This window comes from Amycolatopsis sp. NPDC088138 (assembly GCF_044741685.1).
Taxonomy (GTDB): domain Bacteria; phylum Actinomycetota; class Actinomycetes; order Mycobacteriales; family Pseudonocardiaceae; genus Amycolatopsis.
Genome location: NZ_JBIUTB010000008.1, coordinates 385,347 through 407,535, shown reverse-complemented (window position 1 = coordinate 407,535; position 22,189 = coordinate 385,347). Strand labels below are relative to the sequence as shown.

The following is a 22,189-nucleotide window of genomic DNA, read 5'->3' as shown; positions in this document are numbered from 1 at the left end:
GGTTCATAGTGCGCCGGGCGCTACTCTGGAGCGCGTGAAACGGATCTGGGGGATTCCGGTCGTGCTGTTCGTGCTCGCCTCGTCGGCGTCGTGCGCGGCCGGGGACGCGAACACCGACCGCGAAGCCACCACGCTGGCCGAAGCCATCGCCTCGCCCCGGCAGCCGTCCGCTCTCCGCTACGCCCGCGCGGCCCTGGACACCCCGTTCGGCCGGTCGCCTCGGTTCAGCGTGCTGGAGGCCCGCGACCTCCCGGTGAACGGGCCGACCGAGGTCTCGACACACCTGCTGTTCCGGATCCACCACGAGGGCACCGAATCGGGCTGGACGTCGACCGACCCGGTGACCGCCTGCTACACGGCGGACTTCAGCTACCAGGGGCTCGACGACCTGCCGCACCGCGTGGACTGCCCGCCGGACGCCGCGCCGATCACCCCGCCACCGGCTCCCCCGCCCGCCACGGTGCCCGGCACGTCCGACGCGCCGCTGAACGCCGTCCTCACGGCGCTGCCTGCCACCACGACCGAGGCGGACGTCCTCGCGGCCCTCGCCAGGGCCGTGCCCGCACCGCCGCCGGACCCCGGCACGCACCTCACCCCACCGGCGCCGGCGGTCCGGGTCGCCATCCGCGGTACCGACGTCGGAGTGGCCTACCGTGCGGCCGACCCCGTCAACGGAATCGACTGCCTGCTCGGCTCACGCGCCGGCCACGACGTCCTGGTCTGGCGGCCCTCCTGGCGGGAGGTCCAGCCCGGCGAACTGACCTGCGTCCCGGAGGACGCGCTGGTGCGCCGGGCCGTCACCCCGCCGCACTGAGCGCTTTCTCCTCCGCCACGGCGGCCTTCGGCGCGGCCTCGACCGCCGGGGCCATCAGCACCGCCGTCAGCGGCACCGCCATCGCGATCGCCGCGAGGACGAACACCGGGAACAGGAACGAGAACACCTCGGTGCCCGAGGGGTCCGGCGCGCCCATGTCCATCTGCATCCGGACCGCGGCCATGCCCGTGTAGTGCATGCCGGTGACGGCGATGGCCATCACGAACCCGGCGGCCACGCGCAGCACCAGCCGGTTCAGGACGATCGCGAACCAGAGCGCGGCCGTCGCGGCGACCACGGCGATGACCACCGACAGCACCACCAGCGGCGTGTCGTAGGTGAAGCCGCCCTTCACGCGCAGGGCCGACATGCCCGTGTAGTGCATGACGTTGACCGCGAGCCCGGTGATCAAGCCGCCGAGCAGCAGCCGCCAGCCGATCCGGGCCTGGCTGCCCGCCACCAGCAGGCCGACGAACACCGCGGCGACCGCCAGCAGTGCCGACAGCACGGTGCGGAAGACGTCGTAGCGCACCGGCATCCCCGGCGTGCTGAAGCCGAGCATGGCGACGAAGTGCATCAGCCAGATGCCGACACCGCCGATCGACACCGCCGCCAGCACCAGCCAGCGGAGGCGGTGGCGCGGGTCGGCCGCGTGGCGGGCCTGCACGGCGCAGGCGAGGCCGAGCACGCAGCCGACCACCGAGGTCAGGTAGGCGAGCACGAGCAGCCAGCGCCCCAGCGCGAAGTTCTCCGCGTGGTCCATGGGTCAGTCCTTCCTCCGGGGCACGGCGGGACTCACAGGTCCTTCAGGCCGTGCAGCACGCGTTCCATCAGGTCGTGGCGCTCGCCCCAGGACGAGGTGTCCGAAAGGGTGTCGCGGACGATGACCAGCCGGTCCTCCATCAGGTCCGCGACCAGCACGCGGACCACGCCGAGCGGCAGCACCAGCAGCGCCGCGATCTCCATCAGCGACCGCGGCCGCAGGCACAGCTCCATGACCTGGGCCAGCGCACTCGTCGAGTGGTAGGCCTCGTTCCGGCCGGCGGCCGTGGTCTCCACGAGCGCTTCGACGGCGATCTCGACCACCGGCGCCGTCCGGCCCTCGGTCCACGAGTAGGGCCGCGCGAGCGACGGTGCGTGGCGCGGCTCCTCTCCGGCCGGGCCGAACGGCGGGTAGTCGGTCACAGGCGGTCCTGAGCCACCGGCATCTCACGCGCGGGCACGTCCACCTTCTGCCCGACCCGCTCGACCAGCATCGTCATCTCGTACCCGACCAGGCCGATGTCGCAGCCGGTCGTGGCGAGCACGACCAGGTTGGAGCCGTCGCCGACGCTCATCAGCAGCAGGAACCCCTGCTCCATCTCGATCACCGACTGCACCACCCGGCCCGCCGTGAACAGCTCCGCGGTGCCGAGCGAGAGGCTGGACAGCCCGGCCGCGATGGCCGCCAGCTGGTCCGCGCGCTCGCGGGGCAGCGTCTCGTCGGCGGCGACGAGCAACCCGTCGGCGGACACCAGCACGGCGTGCGCCACCCCGGTGACGTCCTGCACGAACCCGTTGACCAGCCAGTTCAGCGTGGCCGTCCGCTCGGGCGGCGGCGCCGCACCGGGGAAGACCCCCAGGGTGCCGCTCAGCGTGCGAGTCGCGGAGTCGGCGCCGGGGGCGCGCCGGTGGTGGTGAACCTCGGGCAGTTCCGTCATCGCGGATCCACTTCGTCCTTTCCGGATTCTTCGGTGCGCGACGCGGTCTGCCGCCGGGCCGCGCGCATTCCCTGGTAGTGCCGGGACAGGCTGTTCCGGACGGCGGCGGCGTCCCGGAACCCGCCACCGTTCTCCTCGCGCACCCGCGGGACGACCGCGCCGGGCGCGAGCTGCGCACCGGGCCGCCGGGTCGGCAGGCCGGCGTCGGTCAGCTGCGGCGCCGCCGCCGGTTCGAGCGCGTTTTCCGCGGCATGGCGCGCCTGCTCCGCCGCCGGGGTCGCCCACTCGGCGACCGGCTGCGGCTGTGACGGCGGTTGCGACGGCGACGGCTTCGCGACCGGCGTCGGGGCAGGCGTCGGTGTCGGTGTCGGGGCCGGCGTCACGACCGGGGCCGGCGGACGGGCGGGCGGCGGGTCGATCGGCTCGGTGAACCAGCTCGTGACGACCTGCTCGAAGATCGGCGTCGGCGCCTGCGGCGGCACCACCACGGGCGGCCGGTGCGACCCGTTGCGGCGCACCGGTTCGACCGCCCGCCCGGCCCCGATCGGCCGGGCCAGGTCGGCGAGGACCAGCGCGCCGGGGACGTGCACGCTGGCGGTGACACCCTGGTGCCGCCCGCCCGGCCCGGTCGGCCGCAGCCGCACCGTGACGCCGTGCAGCGCGGCGAGCCTGCCGACCACGAACAGGCCCATCCGCCGGGTCGTCTCGGGCCCGACCGTGCCGGCGGCGGCGAGCCGTTCGTTGACCGCCGTGATCTCCGCGGGTGTCATGCCCAGCCCCTGGTCGACGACCTCGATCAGCAGGCCGCCGTCGGCGCCGCGGTCGGCGGTCAGCGCGACCTTCTGCTCCGGCGGGGAGAACCGGGTCGCGTTCTCCAGCAGCTCGGCGAGGATGTGGACGACGTCGGCGGCCGCTTCGGGCTGCACCGAGCTGCGGGGCGCGTTGCCCATCGCGATCCGGCGGTAGTCCTTGACCTCGGACGTCGCGGCCCGCAGGAGGTCGCGCGTGGGCACCGGTTCGCGGCCCTGGCGCACCGGGCGGCCACCGGCGAGCACGTGCAGGTTCTCGCCGTTGCGGCGCAGCCGGGTGGCGATGTGGTCGATCCGGAACAGCTCCTCGAGCCGGCTCGGGTTCTGCTCCCCCGACTCGAGGTCTTCGATGATCGACAGCTGCTGCTCGACCAGCGACTGGCTGCGCCGCGACAGCGTCATGAACATCTCGCTGACCTGCTTGCGCAGCTCGGCCTGTTCGACGGCGAGCCGGACGGCCTGGCGGTGCATGTCGTCGAAGGCGCGGGCCAGCTGCCCGATCTCCTCCTCGGTCCGGACCGGGACCGGCGGGACGGCGCGCCAGTCGACCTCCTGGCCGTCGCGGACCTGCCGGACGGTCTCCGGCAGTTGCTCGTTGGCCGCGTACAGGGCGGCCGCGCGCAGCCGCCGCACCGGCGTCACGAGCGACCGCACGACCAGCAGGGCGATCGCGAGCGCGCCGAGCAGGGCGCCGAGCACCAGCGCCGTGTCGCGCAGGGAGTCGGCGCGGGCGCGGTCGGCCGCGTCGGACACGTTGCCGGCCAGCTGCGTGGCGACGTCGTTCAGCACGCCGGTCACGCCGGGTACTTCCGCGGTGATGGACGGGAGGAACGACAGCAGGGCCGACGTGCCGGTGCTGTCGGGGTCCTGCAGCGTGCCGAGCCGGTTCTGGGCGGGCGCGGTCGCGGCGGCGAACCGGGTCTTCAGGGCGCCGGACAGCTGACGTCCGGCCTGCTCGCCGAGCACGGTCTGCTCGGCGGTGCTCAGCACGGCCGCCGGGCGCAGCGACGCGTCGTCCGGGCTGGCCGCCGCCGCCCGCACGTAGGTCTCCTCGGTCGCCAGCTCGCCACGCAGGTGCACCAGCAGCCGGGCGGTGTCGGCCGCGACGGCGGTTTCGCTGCCGACGTCGGCCGGGACGAGCGCGGGCACGAGGTCGCCGAGCGAGGCGATGATGTCGTTGTAGCCCGCGGCCTTGGTGCGCACGTCGCCGTTCGCGGCGCCGGCCGCGCGGATCCCGGCGAGCTTGCCGAGCGCGGTGTTGAGGGCGCGGCCGGTGTCGGCGGCCAGCGGCGCGAACCCGGTTTCGCGCTGGATGGCGCTCACCTTCGCGTCGACCGCGGCGGTCAGGGTGTTCGGCGCGCCCCCGGGCACCGCGACGGCGGCGACCATCTCCTGGCTCAGCGACGCCGTCAGGTCGATCGTGTCGTGCAGCACCGGCAGCCGGTCGCGCGCCGCGCTGAGCGTCGTGGCCCGGTCGAGCTCACCCTGGATCCGGACCACCGCCAGCGCGACGGCGACCAGGACGGGGAGCAGCAGGACGACGCTGATCTTGGTGCGGACGCTCCAGTGCGCCGGCCACCACGGGGAGTCGGCCGGACGGCGTGGCGTGGACCCTCTGGACCCTTTGGACCCTCGGTCAAGCATGGTGGAACCGCTCGATTCCCAGCCGGCGCGCGGCTGACGTCGAACCCGGACAGGACGAGATGACCCCAAGGCCGATCACGGAACGTCCTGAACGATCTTGAACACCGGCACCCGAACCGGTGAATTGCGGCTTTCCCAATGACGTGGCGTGACCGAACCGGCTTGCAGAGAACATCAACTCCAGCGCCCCTGTCAAGCCCGACACCGACATTTTCGACAGCTCGGCGCGAATACTTTCCGACACGCCCGCGCATATCACGCATCGTGTCCCGCCGACTCCGCCTTGCACACCGTACAAGCAGGTTAGCGCAGCTCCGCGCGCTGCTTAGCCTGGCTCACGATGTTCACGAAGGGATCTTTTCCGGCGTCGGCAGAATTACCCACAGCGTTACCCGATCGCTACATCGGCACAATTTGACAAAGAGCACGGAGCATTGTTCGTTATTAATTTCCGGTACGCACCGCGAGTCCGGCGCACACTTCCGAACATCACAGCCGGTGACGCACGACACACGCCCTGAATCCGGGCAAACCACTCACGCCACGCACTCGATCGGTCGCGCAATGTCATGCTGGAGGGATCCAGTGATCAAGAGGAGGCCTGCGGATGACCGGGACGCACGAGCAGTGGGACATCGTGACCAGCGTCGGCCTGACGGCACTGGCCGTCGCCTCCGCGCGGGCCATCGCGACGGAGTCCGCGGGCGGCCTGGTCGACGACCCGTTCGCGGCCGAGTTCGTCCGCGCGGCGAACCCGCCCAAACCGCTGCCGACCGGCCCGTCCGACGTGGACGGCGACGAGATGTGGCGCGCGATGGCCGCCTACATGGGCCTGCGGTCACGGTTCTTCGACGAGGTCGTCGTCACCTCCGGCGCGCCGCAGGTGGTGATCCTCGCCGCCGGCCTCGACGCCCGTGCCTACCGGCTCGACCTGGACGGCCGCGACGTCTACGAGGTGGACCAGCCGCGGGTCCTCGAGTTCAAGCAGCAGGTGCTCGACGACCTCGGTGCGCTGCCCCACTGCCACCGCCGTCCTGTCGCCGCCGACCTGCGCAACGACTGGCCCGCCGCGCTGGAGCGCGCGGGCTTCGACCGGACCCGGCCGACCGTGTGGCTCGCCGAGGGACTGCTGCCGTACCTGCCCGCGCGGGCCGAGGAGGAGCTGTTCGACCTCGTCCACGCCCGTTCGGCGCCCGGCAGCCGGTTCGGCGTGGAGCAGGTCCCCGGCGGCGACGTCGAGGGCATGAACCGGAGCATGGAGGCGATGCGGGCCGCCGAGCGCCTGGGCATCAGCATGGCGGGCCTGCTCAACACCGAGCCGCGCCGCGACCCGGCGGCCTGGCTGGACGGCCAGGGCTGGCGGGTCACCACCGACATCGCGGACGCCCTGGCGGCGCGCTACCGGCGTCCGCTGCCCGCGTTCCTCAACGACACGATGGCGAAAGCGGAGCTGATCCGCGCGGACCTGCCATTGACAAAAGCGTGACAATTACCGCGGTACCTATTCGGCCATCAGTGTGACGTTCCCGTTCGGCGTAACAAGTTCACCACGGAGCACGACCCCACGACGCACAGGTGTCACGATGACACCACAAGCATCGTGGACGTGTGAGGACGGGCATGCCAGAGGGATTCGTCTCGAAAATCGTCGATCCCGGCACGTTCGACGACGGTGACACGTTTTCCTTCGAATCGCAGGAGTACCTCAGGGAACTGTTCGAAACCGTCCGGGACCGCGGCCTGCCGCTGACGATCGTGGTGGGCGCGGGGGTGTCGATGAACTCCGGCCTGCCGTCGTGGCCTTCGCTCATCGAAAAGATGGTCGACGCGATCGCCGACGACGACATCCGCAAGATGGCCCAGGACGACAAGGTCGACCTGATGCGCAAGGCGGAGATCGTCCTTCAGCTGCTGAAGGAGGCGGACAGCGACTTCCGGGAGCACGAGGTCATCCGCAAGGCCCTCTACCAGCAGGACCTGAAGGTGACTCCCGGCCTGCTGGCCGAGTCGATCGCCCGGCTGGCGAGCGTCCGGCGCGAAGACAGCCGGCTGCTCACCACCAACTTCGACATCATCCTCGAAGAGGCGCTCCTGACCTACTTCGCCGATGGCGACGTCAAGTCCTTCTCGGTCCCGCTCGGCGAGAAGGACGGGTGGACGAAGTGGAACCAGGCCGACGAACGCGTCGGCGTGCTGCACCTGCACGGCCGGATCCGGCAGGCGACCGGCCACGAGGAACCGATCCTGCTGACCGAGTCGCAGTTCCTCCAGTACGGCGCGAAGGTGCGGGCGATCCTCGCCGAGTCGATCAAGGACTCGTGCACGATCTTCATCGGGCTGAGCATGTCCGACCCGAACCTCGTGGGCCCGCTCTACGAAAGCGCGCTCACCGAGTCCGACGCGCCGCGGTTCTCGCTCGTCGTCCCCCCGCCGGTCAAGGACGTCTCCCCGACCCGCGCCGCGGCCTACGCCGTCAACTCCGCTCGCTACCTCGAGCAGACACTGGGCCTCAAGCCCATCTTCCTGAAGTCGTACTCGCAGCTGAACCAGGCGATCTCCGACCTCGCGCTCGCCGTCGTGGAACCCGGGCGGTACCGGCCGGAGGACGAGGTCGCGGACTCCCTGGTCTACAGCCGGCGCTTCGCCAGCGCCCTGGACGACTGCTACACCGCCGTCGGCTGCGAGCCGACGGCGGAGATCCCCGCAGGTCCCGCCGCCGAGGAGCTGACGACCCGGCTGCACTCCGCGCTGAGCATCGCCGGTGGCCCGCTGGACGTGCTCCGGGAACTGTCGCGGGAATACGACGACCACGTTCTCGGCGGCAACGAAGGCGAAAACTTCGGGCTGTTTCTCTGGCTGCGCAGCCGGCCCCAGGAGAATGGGCGCCGGCGGTACACCCTCAACCTCGTGGGCACCTCGGTTTACACCCATCGCGAAGAATGGTCCCTGCGGCACCACGTTTCGATCGACCGCGGTTCAGACTTCGCCGCGGCTCAGGCCGTTTTCACCGGAACCCTGCAAGCGGCGAACCTCAGCCCGTCACCGATCGCGCAGATTTGGCGCGGTATTCTGGCGGCGCCCATTCTCCTGTCGGAAATCGGCAGCGACAAGAAGATCGGCCCCCACCCCGCGGACGTGCTCACGGTCGGCGCGATCACCCTGAACTCGACCTACATCATCAAGGCCAACGGGGAGGACGTGGCGCCCGAGCACCTCTCCCTGATCAGCAAGCTGGATTCCGAGCGCTACAACTACCTGCTCGGCAGCCTGCAGCGGGCCGCGCAGTACGCGATGAACCTCGGCTGAGCTATTTCTTCTTCTGCTTGGCCTTGATCACCGGCACCGGGCCGGGCACGGTGACGTACACCGAGCTCCCGACCGTGCGCCGCGGGGACTGGCCGATGATCGGCTCACCCGGTTCGGACGTCGGCGAGGCTTCCGTCTCGCGAGCCGCCGTGTTGATGTTCATGGCGTCAGCACACCCTTTCGCGCCGCGTACCGGTTCCCTCTGCACGGACGATCTCACGGCGTTCTGGAGAGCGGGTCGAACACCACTCTCCGGCACCCACACTACGCCGGCCAGGGGACGGCTTCGTCCAGGTGCTCATGCGATCACACTCCGCGTCAGGGTCGCATTCCGCGTCGATGATGCTACGGGCCGTAGTATCCTGCGGCAACCGCTCAATGCGGGAGTCGCTTGCTCCCATTCCGCCGTTACATGAACGGCGGGTAGCGCACCGCGTGGTCGTCGGGGTCCGGTTCCACCAGGACCGCGTCCGGATTCTGCGGGTCGTAGCGGACCCGGACGCTCGAACCGCGCGCCGGCGACTGCATGACCGGGGTGACCATCGTCGTCACCACCGTGCGCTCGCCGGTCTCCGCCGGGAAGCGGACGTGGACGGTGAACCGCGGGTTGCCCATCACCCAGACGTTGGTGAACTCGACGTGCGTGACCTGCCCCGTCACCAGCCGGCCCCGCTGGGCCAGTGCCTGGGCGCGGTCGTCCGCCTCCGCCGTGGCGAGGAACGCCCGCAGCAGCACCACGATCAGCACCAGGGCCGCCAGCCCGGCCACCGCCGGCACCAGGTACGGCTCGTAGTAGACCACCCAGTCGACGTCCGACCAGGGCTCGGGCGGGCCGTCGAGGAACGGCAGCCGCTGCCCCACCGCCTCCGGCCGGGTCCACGACGGGATCGCCACGCCGCTGCCCAGCGCGACGCCGAGGAACGCGGCCAGCGAGCTCGCCCGGAAGCCGACGCCCATCCGGCCCAGCGAGACGCCGCCGCTCCACAGCATCGCGAAGCCGAGTGACGACGCCGCCGTGACCGAAAGGCTGAAGAACAGCACCAGGGAGACCGCCGGGCCCGCGTCGGCCCCCCACGCGTCGACGCGGTTCAGCGACATCAGCCGGAACGTGTCCAGCAGCCCGAGTGCGCCCGACCAGCCCGCGACCGCCCAGGTGAGCGTCGTGGGCACGCCGAGCAGCCACAGCCGGCGGCCGGGACGCCGCGGGTTCTCCGGCCGGCCGAGTGCGAACACCCCCGCCCCCTAGGCGATCGGGCCGAACACGCCGACCTTCGCCGGGTCGGCGGGGTCGACGCGGGCCTCGTGCCGGGTGCCGGGCGCGTACTGCTGGATCGTCGCCTGCGGCGCGATCAGCTGCGCCACCGTCCGGTACGGGACGCCGCCGTCGCGGGTGACCTCCAGCGTCGCGGTGTACTGGGCCTGCCCGGCGATCGTCCGGCCGGTCGGCTCCAGCGCGCGGACGACCAGGGTGGCGGGCTCGCACGTGTCGTAGAGCCGCCGCAGCTCGGTGCCGTAGGCCTGCAGTTCCTGCTGCTGGCGCAGCTGCTCCTCCATCGGCAGCGCCAGGAACGCGGCCATGTCGGGGTCGGCGTTCAGGCTCCGGAACGCCTGCGCGGCCGCCTGCGGCGTCGGCAGCTGCGGGGTGATGTCGTACCCCTGCGCCGCGGCCGCCCGCCGGAACTGCTCGGCGTGCTGCTGGAACTCCTGCGCGCCGCGGGCCGCGCCCTGCTGCGTCGCCTCGTTGACCTTGTCGCGGATCTTCTTGAACATCGGTCCTGCCTTTCGCTGTGCGGTGTGCACACAGCTTCGGCGGACGGCGGTGCTACCGAACCCAGGTTTGCCCGTCGGCGGTGGCGTCGAGGCAGGTCAGGGCGGCCCAGAAGACGGGCGAGCGGGCCGGTTCGGGCCGTTCACGCCACCGCGCGAGCCTGCTTCGCTGCCAGTCGCACAGCTCGGTGACGGGATCGTCGCCGTCGAGGGCGGTGTCGACGGCGATCAGCAGCTCGGCCATCGGGTCCGCACCGGGCACGGCGGCCGACGTCGGCAGCGCCCAGACGGTCGCGGCGACCAGCCCGGCCCCGGCCGCGACGGCGGCGAGCAGCACGCCGAACGGCTCGGCCAGGCCGAACTCCCCCGCGCTGGCGCAGCCGATCAGCGCCACCCGCGCCGGCATGGCGTCCACTCGCGACAGTGCGAGATCGGCGGCGGTGAACGGCCGGTGCGCCCCGATCGGCGCGGCCGTCCCGGGCAGCTCGGCCCCGCAGGACAGGTGCAGGGCGGTCTGCGCGCCGTGCTCGTCCCGCACGCGGCTGACGTGCCCGGCGAACACGAGCCGCGAGCACGGCTCGGCCAGCAGCCGCGCGAGCAGCCGCCGGTCGGCGTCGGCCCGCCGCACGAGGTCGAGCCCCGTGGTGGCGGCCGGCCGGACCGGCCCGGCCGCGAGCCGCGCGTCGAGATGCTTGATCAGCGGCGAGTCCGCGTGCTGCTTGCCGAGCACGGAACCCAGCTCGCCGAAGGCGCTCTGCCCGGGAATCCGCGGATCGAGCAGGTAAACGGGCGGCCCACCAGCGGCGGGCGCCGTGCGCGGAATCCCGGCCGGCGCGAGCAGCGCGACGTCGGCGACGTCGAGCACCCGCTCATCGCCGTCGTCCCCCAGGGCAAGCAACCCCCACGGCACGGCGGCCAGCCGCGACGAAGGCTGGATCCGCAGCAACGGCCGCACGTCCGCGTCCCGAAGCCGCTGAACCAGATCGGCGGGCAGCAGAGCACCGCCAAGCACCCGGGCGAGGTTCTGTTCCCCGGCGGCACTGCCGAGGGCGTCGTCGCCGAGCGCCCGCCGGACGGCGTCGGCGACGCTCTCCCCCTCGTGCGGCGTCGGAGAAGCGGCGGCCAGGACCGCGAGGGCAGCGTCGGCGTCGATCGTGCGCGTGTGGACGGTGTCGAGGTCCTCGGTGGTCCGCCAGCTGAGGTAGGTGGGCCCGGCATCGGCGAACCGCAGGACGAAGGTCTCCCGCCCGGCCGCGGAGGTGGGCCAGGTGGCCACGGTCTCACCGCCGGGGCGCCGCAGGTGGTACCGCTCGGCGGCGAGGTCCAGCCAGCGGTCCAGCTCGAGGGGCTGGCTGGGAGACCACCGCAGTTCGGGTGGCGGGGCGAGGCGGAGGGGAAGGGCGGAGGTGACGGCACCCAGCGCGGCGAGGGGAAGAGGTTGGTCTTGCACCGAGGTGCGCTGGGCTGCGCGGGGCTTGGGTTGAGCCGAAGTTTCGGACGGAGGAACCGGCTTCGCTGCCTCGGGTCCTTGCCCGGCGGCAACCGCTTCCCGGCTGCTCGCCGCAGCAGCCGACTCCGCCATCTCCGAATCCTGCTCGGCAGCAACGGACTCGACTCGCCCGGAACCACCGCCCCCGGCAACCGGCGCCCGACTGCTCGCCGCAGCAACCGGCTCCGCCACCTCCGAACCCTGCTCGGCAGCAACCGACCCAGGCCGACTCGAACCACCACCGCCGGCAGCCGATTCCCGCCTACTCGCCGCAGCAACCGGCTCCGCCACCTCCGAACCCTGCTCGGCGGCAGCCGAGCCGGGCCGCCCGGATCCACCACCGCCCGCAACCGGCTCCGGCACCTCCAAACCACCAACCGGCTCCGCCGCCTCGATCCCCTCCGCACCCTGCTCGGCGGCAACCTGTCCGAACCGCACCGAACCAGCCACCCCTGCGACCGGCTCAGGCACTTCCGAACCACGCGCGGCGGCGACCGGCACGGGTCGGTCCGCGGCAACCGGCTCAACCCGCTCCGAATCCGCGGCCCCGGCAACCGGTTCCAGTGTCGGCAGTGTGCCCGTCAGGTCGAGGGACCGTTCCTCCGTGTAGGCGCCGACCGCGCAGGTGCGCTCGATCAGCTCCGCCGTCAGCCGGGTTTCTCCGAGCTGGGTCAGCAGGACCATCAGCAGCTCTGTCGCCGGGCCTGCGACTCCGCTTGCCCAGGCCGTTCTCGCCTCGGGCGAGGCGAACTCGAAGCGGTACTCCTGCGCGGCCAGCGTCACCGGCAGCAGCAGGTCCAGCGCCGCCCGCGGGTCGCGGTGGTACTCGATCGTCGCCGTCACGAAGTCCGCGCGCAGGGCCTCCAACCACTCCCCCGAGGCCCTCGCCGAATCCTGGGCCCGCGCCGCGTGGTCCTTCGCCTTTGGCCAGTCGCCCTCGGCGGCCGCGCAGCGGGCCAGCGCCAGGTCGAGCCTGCGGGTACCCGGGGTGTCGCCGTGGGCCGCCCACAGTTTTCCCGCGTGCTCGAACTGGTCCCTCGCCTGCGCGACCTCCCCCGCGAGCAGCAGGAGCGACCCCAGCGCATGGCTCGCTTCGGCCACGTCGCCGGTCAAGCCCGCGGCCGCGAGCTCGTCGCGGGCCGTGACGATCGCCGCGATCGCGCCCGAGAAATCCCCGCTCAGGGCCCGGGTTTCCGCCAGCTGGACGTCGAACTTCGCCGCCGTCGGGCCACCGTGCCGGGCGCTCAGGCGCAGCAAGTCCGCCGACGCGTCCGCGTCCTCGCCGCCCGCCTGCCGGACGCGGGCACGTTCGGCGCGCGCCATCGCCTGCAGCGACACCACCTGTTCGCGGACGTCGTCGACGTCCGCGATCGCGGCCAGCGCGGCCAGGATCTCTTCGATCGCGGCCCGCGCGCCGGCCGGATCGCCCGCCGCGACCTGCACCCGCACCTCGAGGATCCGCAGCTCCAGCTCGTCGGCGCCGTACGGGTCGAGCTGCTCGCGCGGGAACTGCCCCGGCTCGGCCGCCTTCCGGAACGCCGCCCGGCGGCGCTGGTCCGCGAGCAGCTCGCGCGCCCGCGGGAGGTCACCCTCCTCTGTGGACAGTGAGATCAGTACGCGTTCGGCCACCTCACGCGAACCTTCGGTCATCCGCAGCTCGGCGTACTGTCCGAAGTGGACGATGGCGACCGTGATCACGGCGAAGACGTTCAGCACGGCCTCGGCGCACTGCCGCGCACCGCGCAGATCCCCGGCGGAATAGCAGACGGTCGCCAGGTCGCTGACGGCGGCGAGTTCGAGGTCGGTCCGGTCGAGCCGGTGCGCGAGCTGCCGCATCCGGGTGTACAGCCGCTGCGCGCCCACGACGTCCCGCGCCGCGGCGAGCCGCTTGGCCGCACCCTGGACGTCGACGGCCTCGACGAGCAGCTCGTGGTACTCGGCCTCGGTCAGCGAGCACGTGGGAAGCTCGCCGTAGGGTGCCGGATCCAGGCCGAAATGCGTTGCGACACAACGGCAGTTGTACCCGTGCGAGGTCGACCCGGTCAGTTCCGGCGGCAGCGGCCGGTCCGGCGGGACGAGCGGCGGCGGGAAGCCGGCCAGCACGTCAGAACTCCTCGGCGGCGTCCCCGGCCGCCGCGCGTTCGGCCAGCGTGCGCGCCGGGAGCGGCAGCGCCTCGCGCGCCCGCACGAGCGCGACGACGGCCGCCCGGTCCTCCGGCGTGGTGCCCACGACGCCCTCCGCCGCCACGCCGACGACGAGTCCGATGTGGACGGACGGGCTCGCCGCGAGCCGGGCGGCGTCCGCGTCGAGGTCGGCGCTCCCGGCGAACTGCCCGGCACCGAGGTGCAGCGGAACTTCCGCGAACGGTTCACCGTCGTGGGTCGCGACCGCGCCGAGAACGGCGTCCGCGAACGCCCCCGCCACCTCCACCTCGAGCCGGGCGGCAGCCGCGGTGGCGACGATCCGCCAGGTCACGGTGCCCTCGGCGGCGTCGAGCACCCCCGGGGGCACGCGCGCCCAGTCGACACTCGCGCGGCCCTCGGCCAGCAGCCCCTCGCCGTACGCGGCGGGACCGCTGCCCGCCGCCAGGGCGTAGGCGCGTTGGCCAGGCGTGACGTGTGCCGCGGCGGCGGCTTCGGCGCGCACGACGTCGTCCTGGGCGTCGAACCAGGCCGACAGCCGGGCGCAGAGTGCCCGGACCTCCTCGGCCGGCCCGGCCAGGGCGCCGCCCGCGATCGCGGCGTCGAAGAGTTCGGCCGGGGTGGCTTCGAAGTCGTCGAGCAGGCCTTCGGCGACGTCCTCGACGGCGGCCGTCGCGACGGCGGTTTCGAGATCCAGGAGCGCCGGGTCCAGCGACGGGATGCCGAGCGACGGGCTCGCGGGCCACCAGTGGCGCACCCAGAGCAGCAGCGCGAGGGCGGCGAGCTCCGGGCGGGCCGGGACGTCGGCGTGCCCCTGTTCGAGGGTGGTCACACTGGTCTCGGCGCCGACGAGCCGGGTCAGCCACGGTTCGGCGGCCCCGGCGTCGGCGAGTTCGATCCGCATCGACGTCGCCGGGCCGCCGAGGAGATCGGCGAGGGCGAAGCGGACGAGACCACCGTCCGCGGCGACGACGGGCGTGTGCACCGGGTGCGTCACGACGCGGCCTCCAGCTCCGGCAGCCGGGCGACCAGCGCGCGGCGCACCTTCGTCCGCAGGTCGAGCGACGTCGAGCGGACGACGCCGGTGACGAGGTCCCGGACGTCGGCGGCGTCAGCCGGGACGTCGCCGCGGACGTCGAAGCCGTGCAGCCGGATCCAGAGACGGCCGAGGAACTGCTTGGCGAACTCGCGCAGCTCGCGCACGAGGTTCGGGTCGGGCCGCGGCGTGAGCGGGGTGTCACCGGCCAGGGCGCGGCGGGCGTGCAGGACGTAGCCCTCGCGTGCGACCTGCGCGTTGAGCCGCCGCGCGAACTCGGGGATCGCGGCGGGCGCGGCGCCGTCGAGCGGCCGGAGGGCGGGCGCGACGACGACCCCGAGCGCGAAGCAGCCGGCGAGGGCGGGCAGGCCGAGCCCGAACCCGGCGGCGACCCGGCCGAGCTCGTCGTCGACCAGCTCGGCGACCGGCGGCCGGTCCTCGGCGGGCGTGCGTTTGAGGGTGGCGCGGACGCGTCGTTCGACGCTGCGTTCGAGCAGGTCGGCGGTGGTTTCGTCCCGACGGCTCAGCGGCGGCACGGCGGTGTGGTCGCCGCGCTGCAGCCCGAGGTCCGGGGTGTCGAGCCCGGAGATCTCCCGGACGGCCCGCTCGAGCGCGGCGGCGCCCCCGGGCTGCCGGAGGGCCAGGCCGAGTGTGTGCCCGGCCGCGGACCGGGCGAGCGCGCGCCAGGCGGAGTCGGAGAGGGTTTCGACGAAGGCGGCGAGCTGCGGGACGCCCTTGCCCGCGGGATCGGCAAGCGGGCGGTCGGCAGCGGTCGTGTGCGCGCCGGCGCTGTCGGAGACCGGCACCACAACGCCGCCGGTCGTCTGCTGGATCGGCAGCGCGTCGTCGTCGTGCTTGGGCGCCGGGGTCGCTGCTTGCCAGCGGCGGTGCAGCTCCTCCGTCAGGTCGGCCGCCACCCGGGGGTCCGCCAGGTAGCCGGCCAGCTCGTCGACGCCTGCTCCGCCGCCTTCGCCGTGCAGGTCGCGCAGGGCCGCGGCCGCCGTCTCCGGGGCTTCCGGGCCCGGGGCGCCGAAGCCCGTCGCCAGCTCGTAGGCCAGGGGGAAACACACGTCCTGGACGTTGCCCGCCGTGATGCGCAGCGCCCGGCGCTGCCGCTTCAGGTGGGTGAACCACTCCGCCGTCGCCTGCAGGCGGAACGCGTCCGCCAGAAGCAGGCCGGTCAGCTCCGCCGCCGCGTCCTCGTCGAGGAGCGGGCGGCCCAGGCGGGGGCGGGCCGCCGTGCGGACGACCAGGGGGTCGACGATCTTCTTCACCGTGCGGGTCAGCGGGCCGCCGTCGGCCGAGGACAGGACCGCCACGCCCGGGATCCGCTGCCACGCCCGCGCCAGCACCGCCGAACGTAGCTGCGGCTTCGCCATCACCCTCCCCCTCTCCGATCGCACCCTATCCGAGGCACAGTGCACAATCTCGCCTGTGACCGAGGAGCAGGACAGCACCGGGCACGGCAGACGCGTCGGCTGGGTCGAGCTGTACTTCGACCTCGTCTTCGTCTTCGCCGTCAGCCAGGTGACACACGCGATCGTCGCCGATCCGCGCTGGGCGCACGTCGCCTCCGCGCTGGGCCTGTTCGCCACGCTGTGGTGGACCTGGATCGGCTTCGCCCTGCTCTACAACCGCGTCGGCGACGACACCCGCGTCACCGACCGGCTGTTCGTGCTCGCCGGGACGGTGCCGTGCGCGATCGCGGCCACCCAGGCGCACCACGCCTTCGACGGCCACCCGGCGGGCTTCGCGGGGGCGCTGGCCGGCGTCCGCCTGATCCTGGCCGTGGCGCACTGGTGGTCCGGCCGGGGCAAGCCCGGGGTCCGCCGGATCACCTGGGGATACGCCGCGGCGACGGTCGTGTTCACGATCTCGGCCTTCGTCCCGCGGCCGTGGGTGTTCGTGCTGTGGGCGTTCGCGCTGATCCAGGAGGCGGGCTTCCTGCTGCTGGACAAGGGCGAGGACTGGCGGCGCGAGCGCCACGACGCGCACCGGCCGTCGCGGGCCGCGAAGATGCGCTCGATGCTCACACCGTCGAGCAACCCGGGGCGGGCGGTCGACGCGGGGCACCTGTCCGAGCGGTTCGGGCTCTTCATGATCCTGCTGCTCGGCGAGCTCGTGATCACGGTCGGCGGCGCGGCCCTCGACCACCCCGACGACGACCTCGCCTACTGGCTGGCCCTGTGCGGCGGCCTGGTGCTCGCCGGCGCGCTGTGGTGGGTGTACTTCACGTCGGCGGCGGAGATCTACGAGCGCATGCTCGACCTCTCCGGCGGAAACCCGGCGCTGGCCTACTTCCTGTACGCGGGCGGGCACCTGTTCCCGGCGTTCTCGCTGCTGCTCATCGCGGCCGGCGTGGACCTTTCGCTGCACGAGTCCCCGCCGGCCTCCGCCGCGTGGTTCGTCACGGCCGGCCTGACGGCCTACCTCAGCGGGACGCGCGTGTTCTCGATGCAGCCGCGCAAGTGGTACGTGAACGTGCTGCAGATCGCGGCGCTGGCGGCCACGGTGAACCTCGCGCTGCTGAGCCGCGTCCTGTCGGCGCCGGCCGTGGTGGCGGTGATCGCGGTGTGGGCCGTCGGCAGCGCCGCCCTCTCGGCACGGGTCCGGAACGGGGTGCTCGAGAGCCTGTCGGACAACCCGGCGGCCTTCTTCCGTGCCTCGGAACTCGACTTGGAACGCGACCAGGGAGCCTGACCTCGGCGATCCGCCGCGCCGGGCGAAGGCGATGGAGTGACTTCGCCGGTTGCCTCGGCGGCCGCGGCTTGGCTCGAAAGTGCCGCCGCGGTGCTCACCCGAAGGCAGCCCTGGCGAGCGCGGCCGACTGCCTCGGCGGCCTGGTCGCAGCTTTGGCGTGCGTGACCGATTGCCAGGGGCGGCCCGGCAGTCGCCTTGGCGTGCATGACCGATTGCCGGGGACGGCCCGGCAGCCAACTCGGCGTACGTGACCGGCTGCCGCGGACGGCCCGGCAGCCGCCTTCACGAGCATGACCGATTGCCACGGGCGGCCCGGCAACCGCCCTGGCGTACATGACCGGCTGCCGCAGGCAGCCCGGCAGCCGCCTCGGCGTAGGCGACCGGTTGCAGGGGCCGACCGGTGGCCAACTCGGCGAATGCGACCGGATGCCGCAGGCGACCCGCCAGCCAACTCGGCGAACGTGACCGGTTGCAGGGGCCGACCGGTGGCCAACTCGACGAGTGCGACTGGCTGCCGCAGGCGACCCGGCAGCCGCCTTCGCAAGCATGACCGATTGCCACGGGCGGCCCGGCAACCGCCCTGGCGTACATGACCGCCTGCCGCAGGCAGCCCGGCAACCGCCTTGGCGTACGTGACCGGCTGCAGAGGCCGACCGGTGGCCAACTCGACGAGTGCGACCGGCTGCCGCAGGCGACCCGGCAGCCAACTCGGCGTACGTGACCGGCTGCCCGGCAACCGCCTTCGCTTGCGTGACCGGCTGCATGGGGCAGCCGCGACCATCTCCACCCGCGGCCGTCGTGGACCGAGTGACCACCCTGTCCCGCATCGGCGTGCCCGCGTCGGTGATCGCCAGCTCCGCGCGAGGCGTGGTCACTGTGCGCGGTCCCTGGTGAACGCAGTGGCATCGACTTCTTGTCGCTGCCGTCATGGTTGCGGCATTGCGTCTTCTCGACGGTCGCAACGAGTGCTACGTTTCTCCTGGTGCAGGTCGTTCCGACCCGAGGAGCCGTGATGCCGCTTTCGCCCAGCGCTCACACCGACTCGTTCTGCCGCGACCGGCTGCCGCCCGCGGGGCAGTGGCCGCGGCTGGTGTTCGACCTGCCGGAGCTGCGCTATCCCGACCGCCTCAACGCCGCCACCGCGCTGCTCGACCAGACGATCGCGCGCCTCGGGCCGGACCGGCCGTGCCTGCGGTCGCCGCGCGAGTCGTGGACCTACGGTGACGTGCTCGCGCGCGCCAACCGGATCGCGCACGTGCTCACTGCCGACCTCGGGGTCGTGCCCGGGAACCGCGTGCTGCTGCGCGGCACCAACACGCCGTGGCTCGCGGCGTGCTGGCTGGGCGTCCTCAAGGCCGGGGCGGTCGCCGTCACGACCATGCCGATGCTGCGCCGCGGCGAGCTCGACAAGATCACCGCCCGCGCCGAACCCAGCATCGCCCTCTGCGACGAGCGACTGCTCGACGAGCTGCCGCCCGGCCTGCCGGCGGTCTCCTACGGCGCCGACCTCGCCGATCGCTGCGCGAAGCACCCGGCGGCCTTCGACGACGTGCCGACGGCCGCCGACGACGTCGCGCTGCTCGCCTTCACCTCCGGCACCACCGGGTCACCGAAGGCGACCATGCACTTCCACCGCGACCTGCTCGCCATCGCCGACACGTTCTCCCGGCACGTCCTCAAGCCCACCGCGGACGACCTGTTCTGCGGCACCCCTCCCCTCGCGTTCACCTTCGGCCTCGGTGGCCTCCTCGTCTTCCCGCTGCACGCCGGCGCGGCCGTGCTCCTGCTCGAACGCGCAACGCCGAAGGAACTAGCCGCGACGGTCGCCGAGCAGGCGGTGACCGTGCTCTTCACCGCGCCGACGGCCTACCGCGCGATCCTCGGCTCCGGCGACGGCCCGCTGCTGGCCGGCGTCCGGCGCGCCGTCTCCGCCGGTGAAGCCCTCCCGGCCGCCGTGGCCGAGCGGTACCGCGAGGTCGTCGGACGGCCCCTCATCGACGGCATCGGCAGCACGGAGATGCTGCACGTGTTCATCTCCGCCGCCGACGAAGCCGCCCGTCCCGGCTCGACCGGTGTCGCCGTGCCCGGGTTCCGCGCCACTGTGCTCGACCTCGACGGCCGGCCGGTACCGGACGGCACGCCGGGGCTGCTCGCCGTGCAGGGCCCCACCGGCTGCCGCTACCTCGGCGACCCCCGGCAGGCCGACTACGTCCGCGACGGCTGGAACCTGACCGGCGACACCTACGTCCGCGACGCCGAGGGCTACTTCCGGTTCGTCGCCCGCAGCGACGACATGATCGTGTCCTCCGGCTACAACATCGCCGCCCCCGAGGTGGAAGAGGTGCTGCTGACGCACCCGGACGTCGCCGAATGCGCTGTCGTCGGCACACCCGACCCGGACCGCGGCTCGGTGGTGACCGCCTTCGTCGTGCCCCGGCCGGGCGCCGAGGCGGGGCCGGACCTCGTGCACGCGCTGCAGGAGCACGCCAAAGCCGTTGCCGCGCCGTACAAGTACCCGCGCCGGGTGCGGTTCGTCGACGCACTGCCGCGCAACGCGAGCGGCAAGCTGCAGCGCTTCCTGCTGCGGGAGGGGTGACGGGCTCGCTGCCGAGGTGGGGTGGCGGTGAGCCCGTCACGTTCGTGGGGAACCGGGGGCATGCCTCAACAATACCCGGATAATCGAACACCTGTTCGCGTCCATCCGGGTGGATTCCGGCTACGCAAAGTCAGCGCGGCCCAGCAAAACCCGGCCGTTACACCACTTTCGAGCGACAAACAGTCCTCAGTGGACACTAATGGAGCACCGGAAACGTAACGCCCGCCCCGGACGGGGCCACGTCACGCACCCCGGCGCACCGGCCAAGCGCGCCGGTGACCGCGCCCCCGGCGGGCGGTAGAACTCCGGACACGGCCCTGACCAGGCCCGCGGGACCATCACCCTGGCGCGCCGCGGAGGCGGTGACCGACCCCGCGACCCGACCCCATAAAGTCTTCGCGCAGCCATCCGGAGGTGAACGCCAGCGTGCCCGAGGTCGACTACTACGAGGTGCTCGGCGTCCACCGCGACGCCACGGCCGCCGACGTCAAAACGGCCTATCGCAGGCTCGCCAAGTCCCTGCACCCGGACGCTGGCGGCACGGTCGGCACGTTCCGGCTGCTCCGCGAGGCCTACGACGTCCTGAGCGACCCGGTCAGCCGCGACCGCTACGACGCCCGTGGCTCCCGAAGCGCCACCGTCGTCCCGGTCCCGGTGCGGCCACGACCGCGGCGGCGCTTCGGCGACGAGCCCGGCTTCGTCCCCGACCTGCCCGACCTGGACGCCGAAGACCTCGACTGGTGGCACTTCGCGGGCGAGGACACCCGGATGCGGCACGGCCGCCGCCGCGGGCCGGGGCACACCCCGGTCGTCGCCGCGGTGGGCGGCATGGTGCTGGTGCTGCTGCCCCTGGTCAGCGGCGTGGAGTTCTCACCGCCCGTACTGGTCGCCTGGCTGGTGCTCACCGCCGGCACCGCGTTGCTGGTGCAGCGGCTGGCCCGCGGCTACCTGCGCGCGTCCCGTGCCCGCGACGCCTTCGCCGAGGAGTTCGGCGGCCGCACCGTCTTCGGCGCGCCCGGCACCGAACGTGACGAGCTGGCCGAGCGGCTCACCGCCGAGCTGCTGGAGCGTTACCTGACCCGGCTGCCCGGCGCGCGGATCTTCCACGGCCTCGCCTGGCCCGGCTCGGTGTTCGCCGACGTCGACCACGCCGTGCTGTGCGGGAAGCGCCTGGTGCTCATCGAATCGAAGCTCTGGCTGCCCGGGCACTACGAGACCGCCGAGGACGGCAGGCTGCTGCGCAACGGGCGGCCGTTCCGCGGCGGCGGCAGCCGGCTCCCCGAGAGCCTCGAGGCCTACCGCGACCTGCTGCCCGGTGTCGCGCTGCGCGGCGCGATGATCGTCTACCCCAGCCGCAGCGGCGAGCTGACCACCGCGGACCCGGACGACGAGGCGGCCCCGCCGATGACGCCCGAGACGTTCCTGTACGAGATCGGCGAGTGGCTCGCCGCCGAACCGTCCACTGTGGACCACGACGCCCTGCGGTCCGTGCGCGACCAGGTCGTCGGCGGGGGCGGCCGGGCGGCGTGAGCGCCGCCGCCACCCTCGGCACGGTGCTGCTGGCCTACCTCCCGGCGGCCGTCTCCCCCGGCCCCAACTTCGTCCTCATCGCGCACACCGCGGCGGCCGGCACCCGGCGCACCGCGCTGGCGGTCGCGCTCGGCGTCGTCGCCGCGGGCGGGCTGCTGGCCGCGGTCGCCGTCTTCGGGCTCGGCACGCTCCTGGCCCACACGCCGTGGCTGGCCACGGCCCTGCGCGTCGTCTGCGGCGCCTACCTCGCCTGGCTCGGGATCCGGCTGTGGCTGCGCGCCCGCGCGCCGGAATCCGCCCCGCCCGAGGCGCGCGGGAGTGCGTTCCGCCAAGGCGTCGTCAGCAACCTGACCAACCCGAAGGCCGCGGCGTTCTTCGGCAGCGTCCTGACGGCGGCGCTCCCACCGGGCGAACCGGTGGAAATCAAGGCCGCGGCGGTCGCCCTGATCGTCGTGGTGTCCACCGCCTGGCACCTGAGCGTGGCGCTGCTGTTCTCCGCCCCGGCCACCCAGCGCTGGTACGAACACGCGAAACCGGCCCTCAACCGCGTCGTGGGCACGATCCTGGTCATCCTGGGGGTCGCGCTGGCCGTAACGCCGTGAAGGCCACCTTGAGGGACTCAGAGTCCCTCAAGGTGGCCTTCACGGACTTCGGGA

The 22,189-nt window shown here is 73.1% G+C and carries 17 protein-coding genes; 7 read left to right on the top strand and 10 right to left on the bottom strand.

Translation table 11 applies throughout. The annotated features are described in order from the left end of the window. Positions 1 to 34: 34 nt before the first annotated feature. Positions 35 to 814, top strand: a complete 780-nt coding sequence (locus tag ACIOD2_RS42640) for a hypothetical protein (protein WP_400551084.1) — start codon at positions 35 to 37, stop codon at positions 812 to 814. Here the strand turns inward: ACIOD2_RS42640 and ACIOD2_RS42635 are convergent. From ACIOD2_RS42635 to ACIOD2_RS42620, 4 genes are read right to left on the bottom strand one after another with little or no spacing between them, the layout of a single operon-like run. Continuing rightward, positions 798 to 1,577, bottom strand: coding sequence for an MHYT domain-containing protein (locus ACIOD2_RS42635; RefSeq protein WP_400551083.1), 780 nt, complete (start codon positions 1,575 to 1,577; stop codon positions 798 to 800). The genes ACIOD2_RS42640 and ACIOD2_RS42635 overlap by 17 nt on opposite strands. 32 nt (positions 1,578 to 1,609) lie before the next feature. Next, entirely contained in the window at positions 1,610 to 1,999 is a 390-nt protein-coding gene (locus tag ACIOD2_RS42630; protein WP_400551082.1) for a DUF742 domain-containing protein, read from the bottom strand. Beyond that, positions 1,996 to 2,514, bottom strand: coding sequence for a roadblock/LC7 domain-containing protein (locus tag ACIOD2_RS42625; RefSeq protein WP_400551081.1), 519 nt, complete (start codon positions 2,512 to 2,514; stop codon positions 1,996 to 1,998). The genes ACIOD2_RS42630 and ACIOD2_RS42625 overlap by 4 nt, the downstream gene beginning before the upstream one ends. Then, positions 2,511 to 4,967 carry a sensor histidine kinase gene (locus tag ACIOD2_RS42620; RefSeq protein WP_400551080.1) on the bottom strand — a complete coding sequence of 819 codons (2,457 nt, stop codon included), beginning with the start codon at positions 4,965 to 4,967 and terminating at the stop codon, positions 2,511 to 2,513. The genes ACIOD2_RS42625 and ACIOD2_RS42620 overlap by 4 nt, the downstream gene beginning before the upstream one ends. 607 nt (positions 4,968 to 5,574) lie before the next feature. Here ACIOD2_RS42620 and ACIOD2_RS42615 point away from each other — a divergent pair. After that, positions 5,575 to 6,453: an SAM-dependent methyltransferase gene (locus tag ACIOD2_RS42615; protein WP_400551079.1), complete on the top strand. Its 879-nt coding sequence runs from the start codon at positions 5,575 to 5,577 to the stop codon at positions 6,451 to 6,453. Between the two features lie 134 nt (positions 6,454 to 6,587). Next, on the top strand, positions 6,588 to 8,273 hold the full coding sequence (locus ACIOD2_RS42610) for an SIR2 family protein (protein WP_400551078.1): 1,686 nt from the start codon (positions 6,588 to 6,590) through the stop codon (positions 8,271 to 8,273). A 1-nt stretch (position 8,274) separates the two neighbouring features. Here ACIOD2_RS42610 and ACIOD2_RS42605 read toward each other — a convergent pair whose 3' ends face one another. The 6 genes from ACIOD2_RS42605 to ACIOD2_RS42580 form a co-directional block, all read right to left on the bottom strand. Continuing rightward, positions 8,275 to 8,436, bottom strand: a complete 162-nt coding sequence (locus tag ACIOD2_RS42605) for a hypothetical protein (RefSeq protein WP_400551077.1) — start codon at positions 8,434 to 8,436, stop codon at positions 8,275 to 8,277. Between the two features lie 245 nt (positions 8,437 to 8,681). Continuing rightward, positions 8,682 to 9,506 (bottom strand): DUF3592 domain-containing protein, encoded by an 825-nt coding sequence (locus ACIOD2_RS42600; protein ID WP_400551076.1) that lies wholly within the window; start codon positions 9,504 to 9,506, stop codon positions 8,682 to 8,684. Between the two features lie 9 nt (positions 9,507 to 9,515). Further along, positions 9,516 to 10,043: a hypothetical protein gene (locus tag ACIOD2_RS42595; protein WP_400551075.1), complete on the bottom strand. Its 528-nt coding sequence runs from the start codon at positions 10,041 to 10,043 to the stop codon at positions 9,516 to 9,518. Between the two features lie 52 nt (positions 10,044 to 10,095). Next, positions 10,096 to 13,632 carry a hypothetical protein gene (locus ACIOD2_RS42590; RefSeq protein ID WP_400551074.1) on the bottom strand — a complete coding sequence of 1,179 codons (3,537 nt, stop codon included), beginning with the start codon at positions 13,630 to 13,632 and terminating at the stop codon, positions 10,096 to 10,098. 1 nt (position 13,633) lies between these two features. Beyond that, on the bottom strand, positions 13,634 to 14,668 hold the full coding sequence (locus ACIOD2_RS42585) for a hypothetical protein (protein ID WP_400551073.1): 1,035 nt from the start codon (positions 14,666 to 14,668) through the stop codon (positions 13,634 to 13,636). Continuing rightward, a complete protein-coding gene (locus ACIOD2_RS42580) occupies positions 14,665 to 16,086 on the bottom strand; it encodes a hypothetical protein (protein WP_400551072.1) in 1,422 nt (473 codons plus the stop codon). The genes ACIOD2_RS42585 and ACIOD2_RS42580 overlap by 4 nt, the downstream gene beginning before the upstream one ends. A gap of 55 nt (positions 16,087 to 16,141) precedes the next feature. On the opposite strand from ACIOD2_RS42580, the gene ACIOD2_RS42575 reads away from it, so the two are divergent. The 4 genes from ACIOD2_RS42575 (at position 16,142) to ACIOD2_RS42560 (ending at position 22,135) form a co-directional block, all read left to right on the top strand. Next, positions 16,142 to 17,407 (top strand): low temperature requirement protein A, encoded by a 1,266-nt coding sequence (locus ACIOD2_RS42575; RefSeq protein ID WP_400551071.1) that lies wholly within the window; start codon positions 16,142 to 16,144, stop codon positions 17,405 to 17,407. Positions 17,408 to 18,419: 1,012 nt separating this feature from the next. Beyond that, positions 18,420 to 20,003 carry an AMP-binding protein gene (locus ACIOD2_RS42570; protein WP_400551070.1) on the top strand — a complete coding sequence of 528 codons (1,584 nt, stop codon included), beginning with the start codon at positions 18,420 to 18,422 and terminating at the stop codon, positions 20,001 to 20,003. A gap of 426 nt (positions 20,004 to 20,429) precedes the next feature. Then, entirely contained in the window at positions 20,430 to 21,533 is a 1,104-nt protein-coding gene (locus ACIOD2_RS42565; RefSeq protein ID WP_400551069.1) for a DnaJ domain-containing protein, read from the top strand. Then, positions 21,530 to 22,135 (top strand): LysE family translocator, encoded by a 606-nt coding sequence (locus ACIOD2_RS42560; RefSeq protein ID WP_400551068.1) that lies wholly within the window; start codon positions 21,530 to 21,532, stop codon positions 22,133 to 22,135. The genes ACIOD2_RS42565 and ACIOD2_RS42560 overlap by 4 nt, the downstream gene beginning before the upstream one ends. Positions 22,136 to 22,189 lie beyond the last annotated feature (54 nt).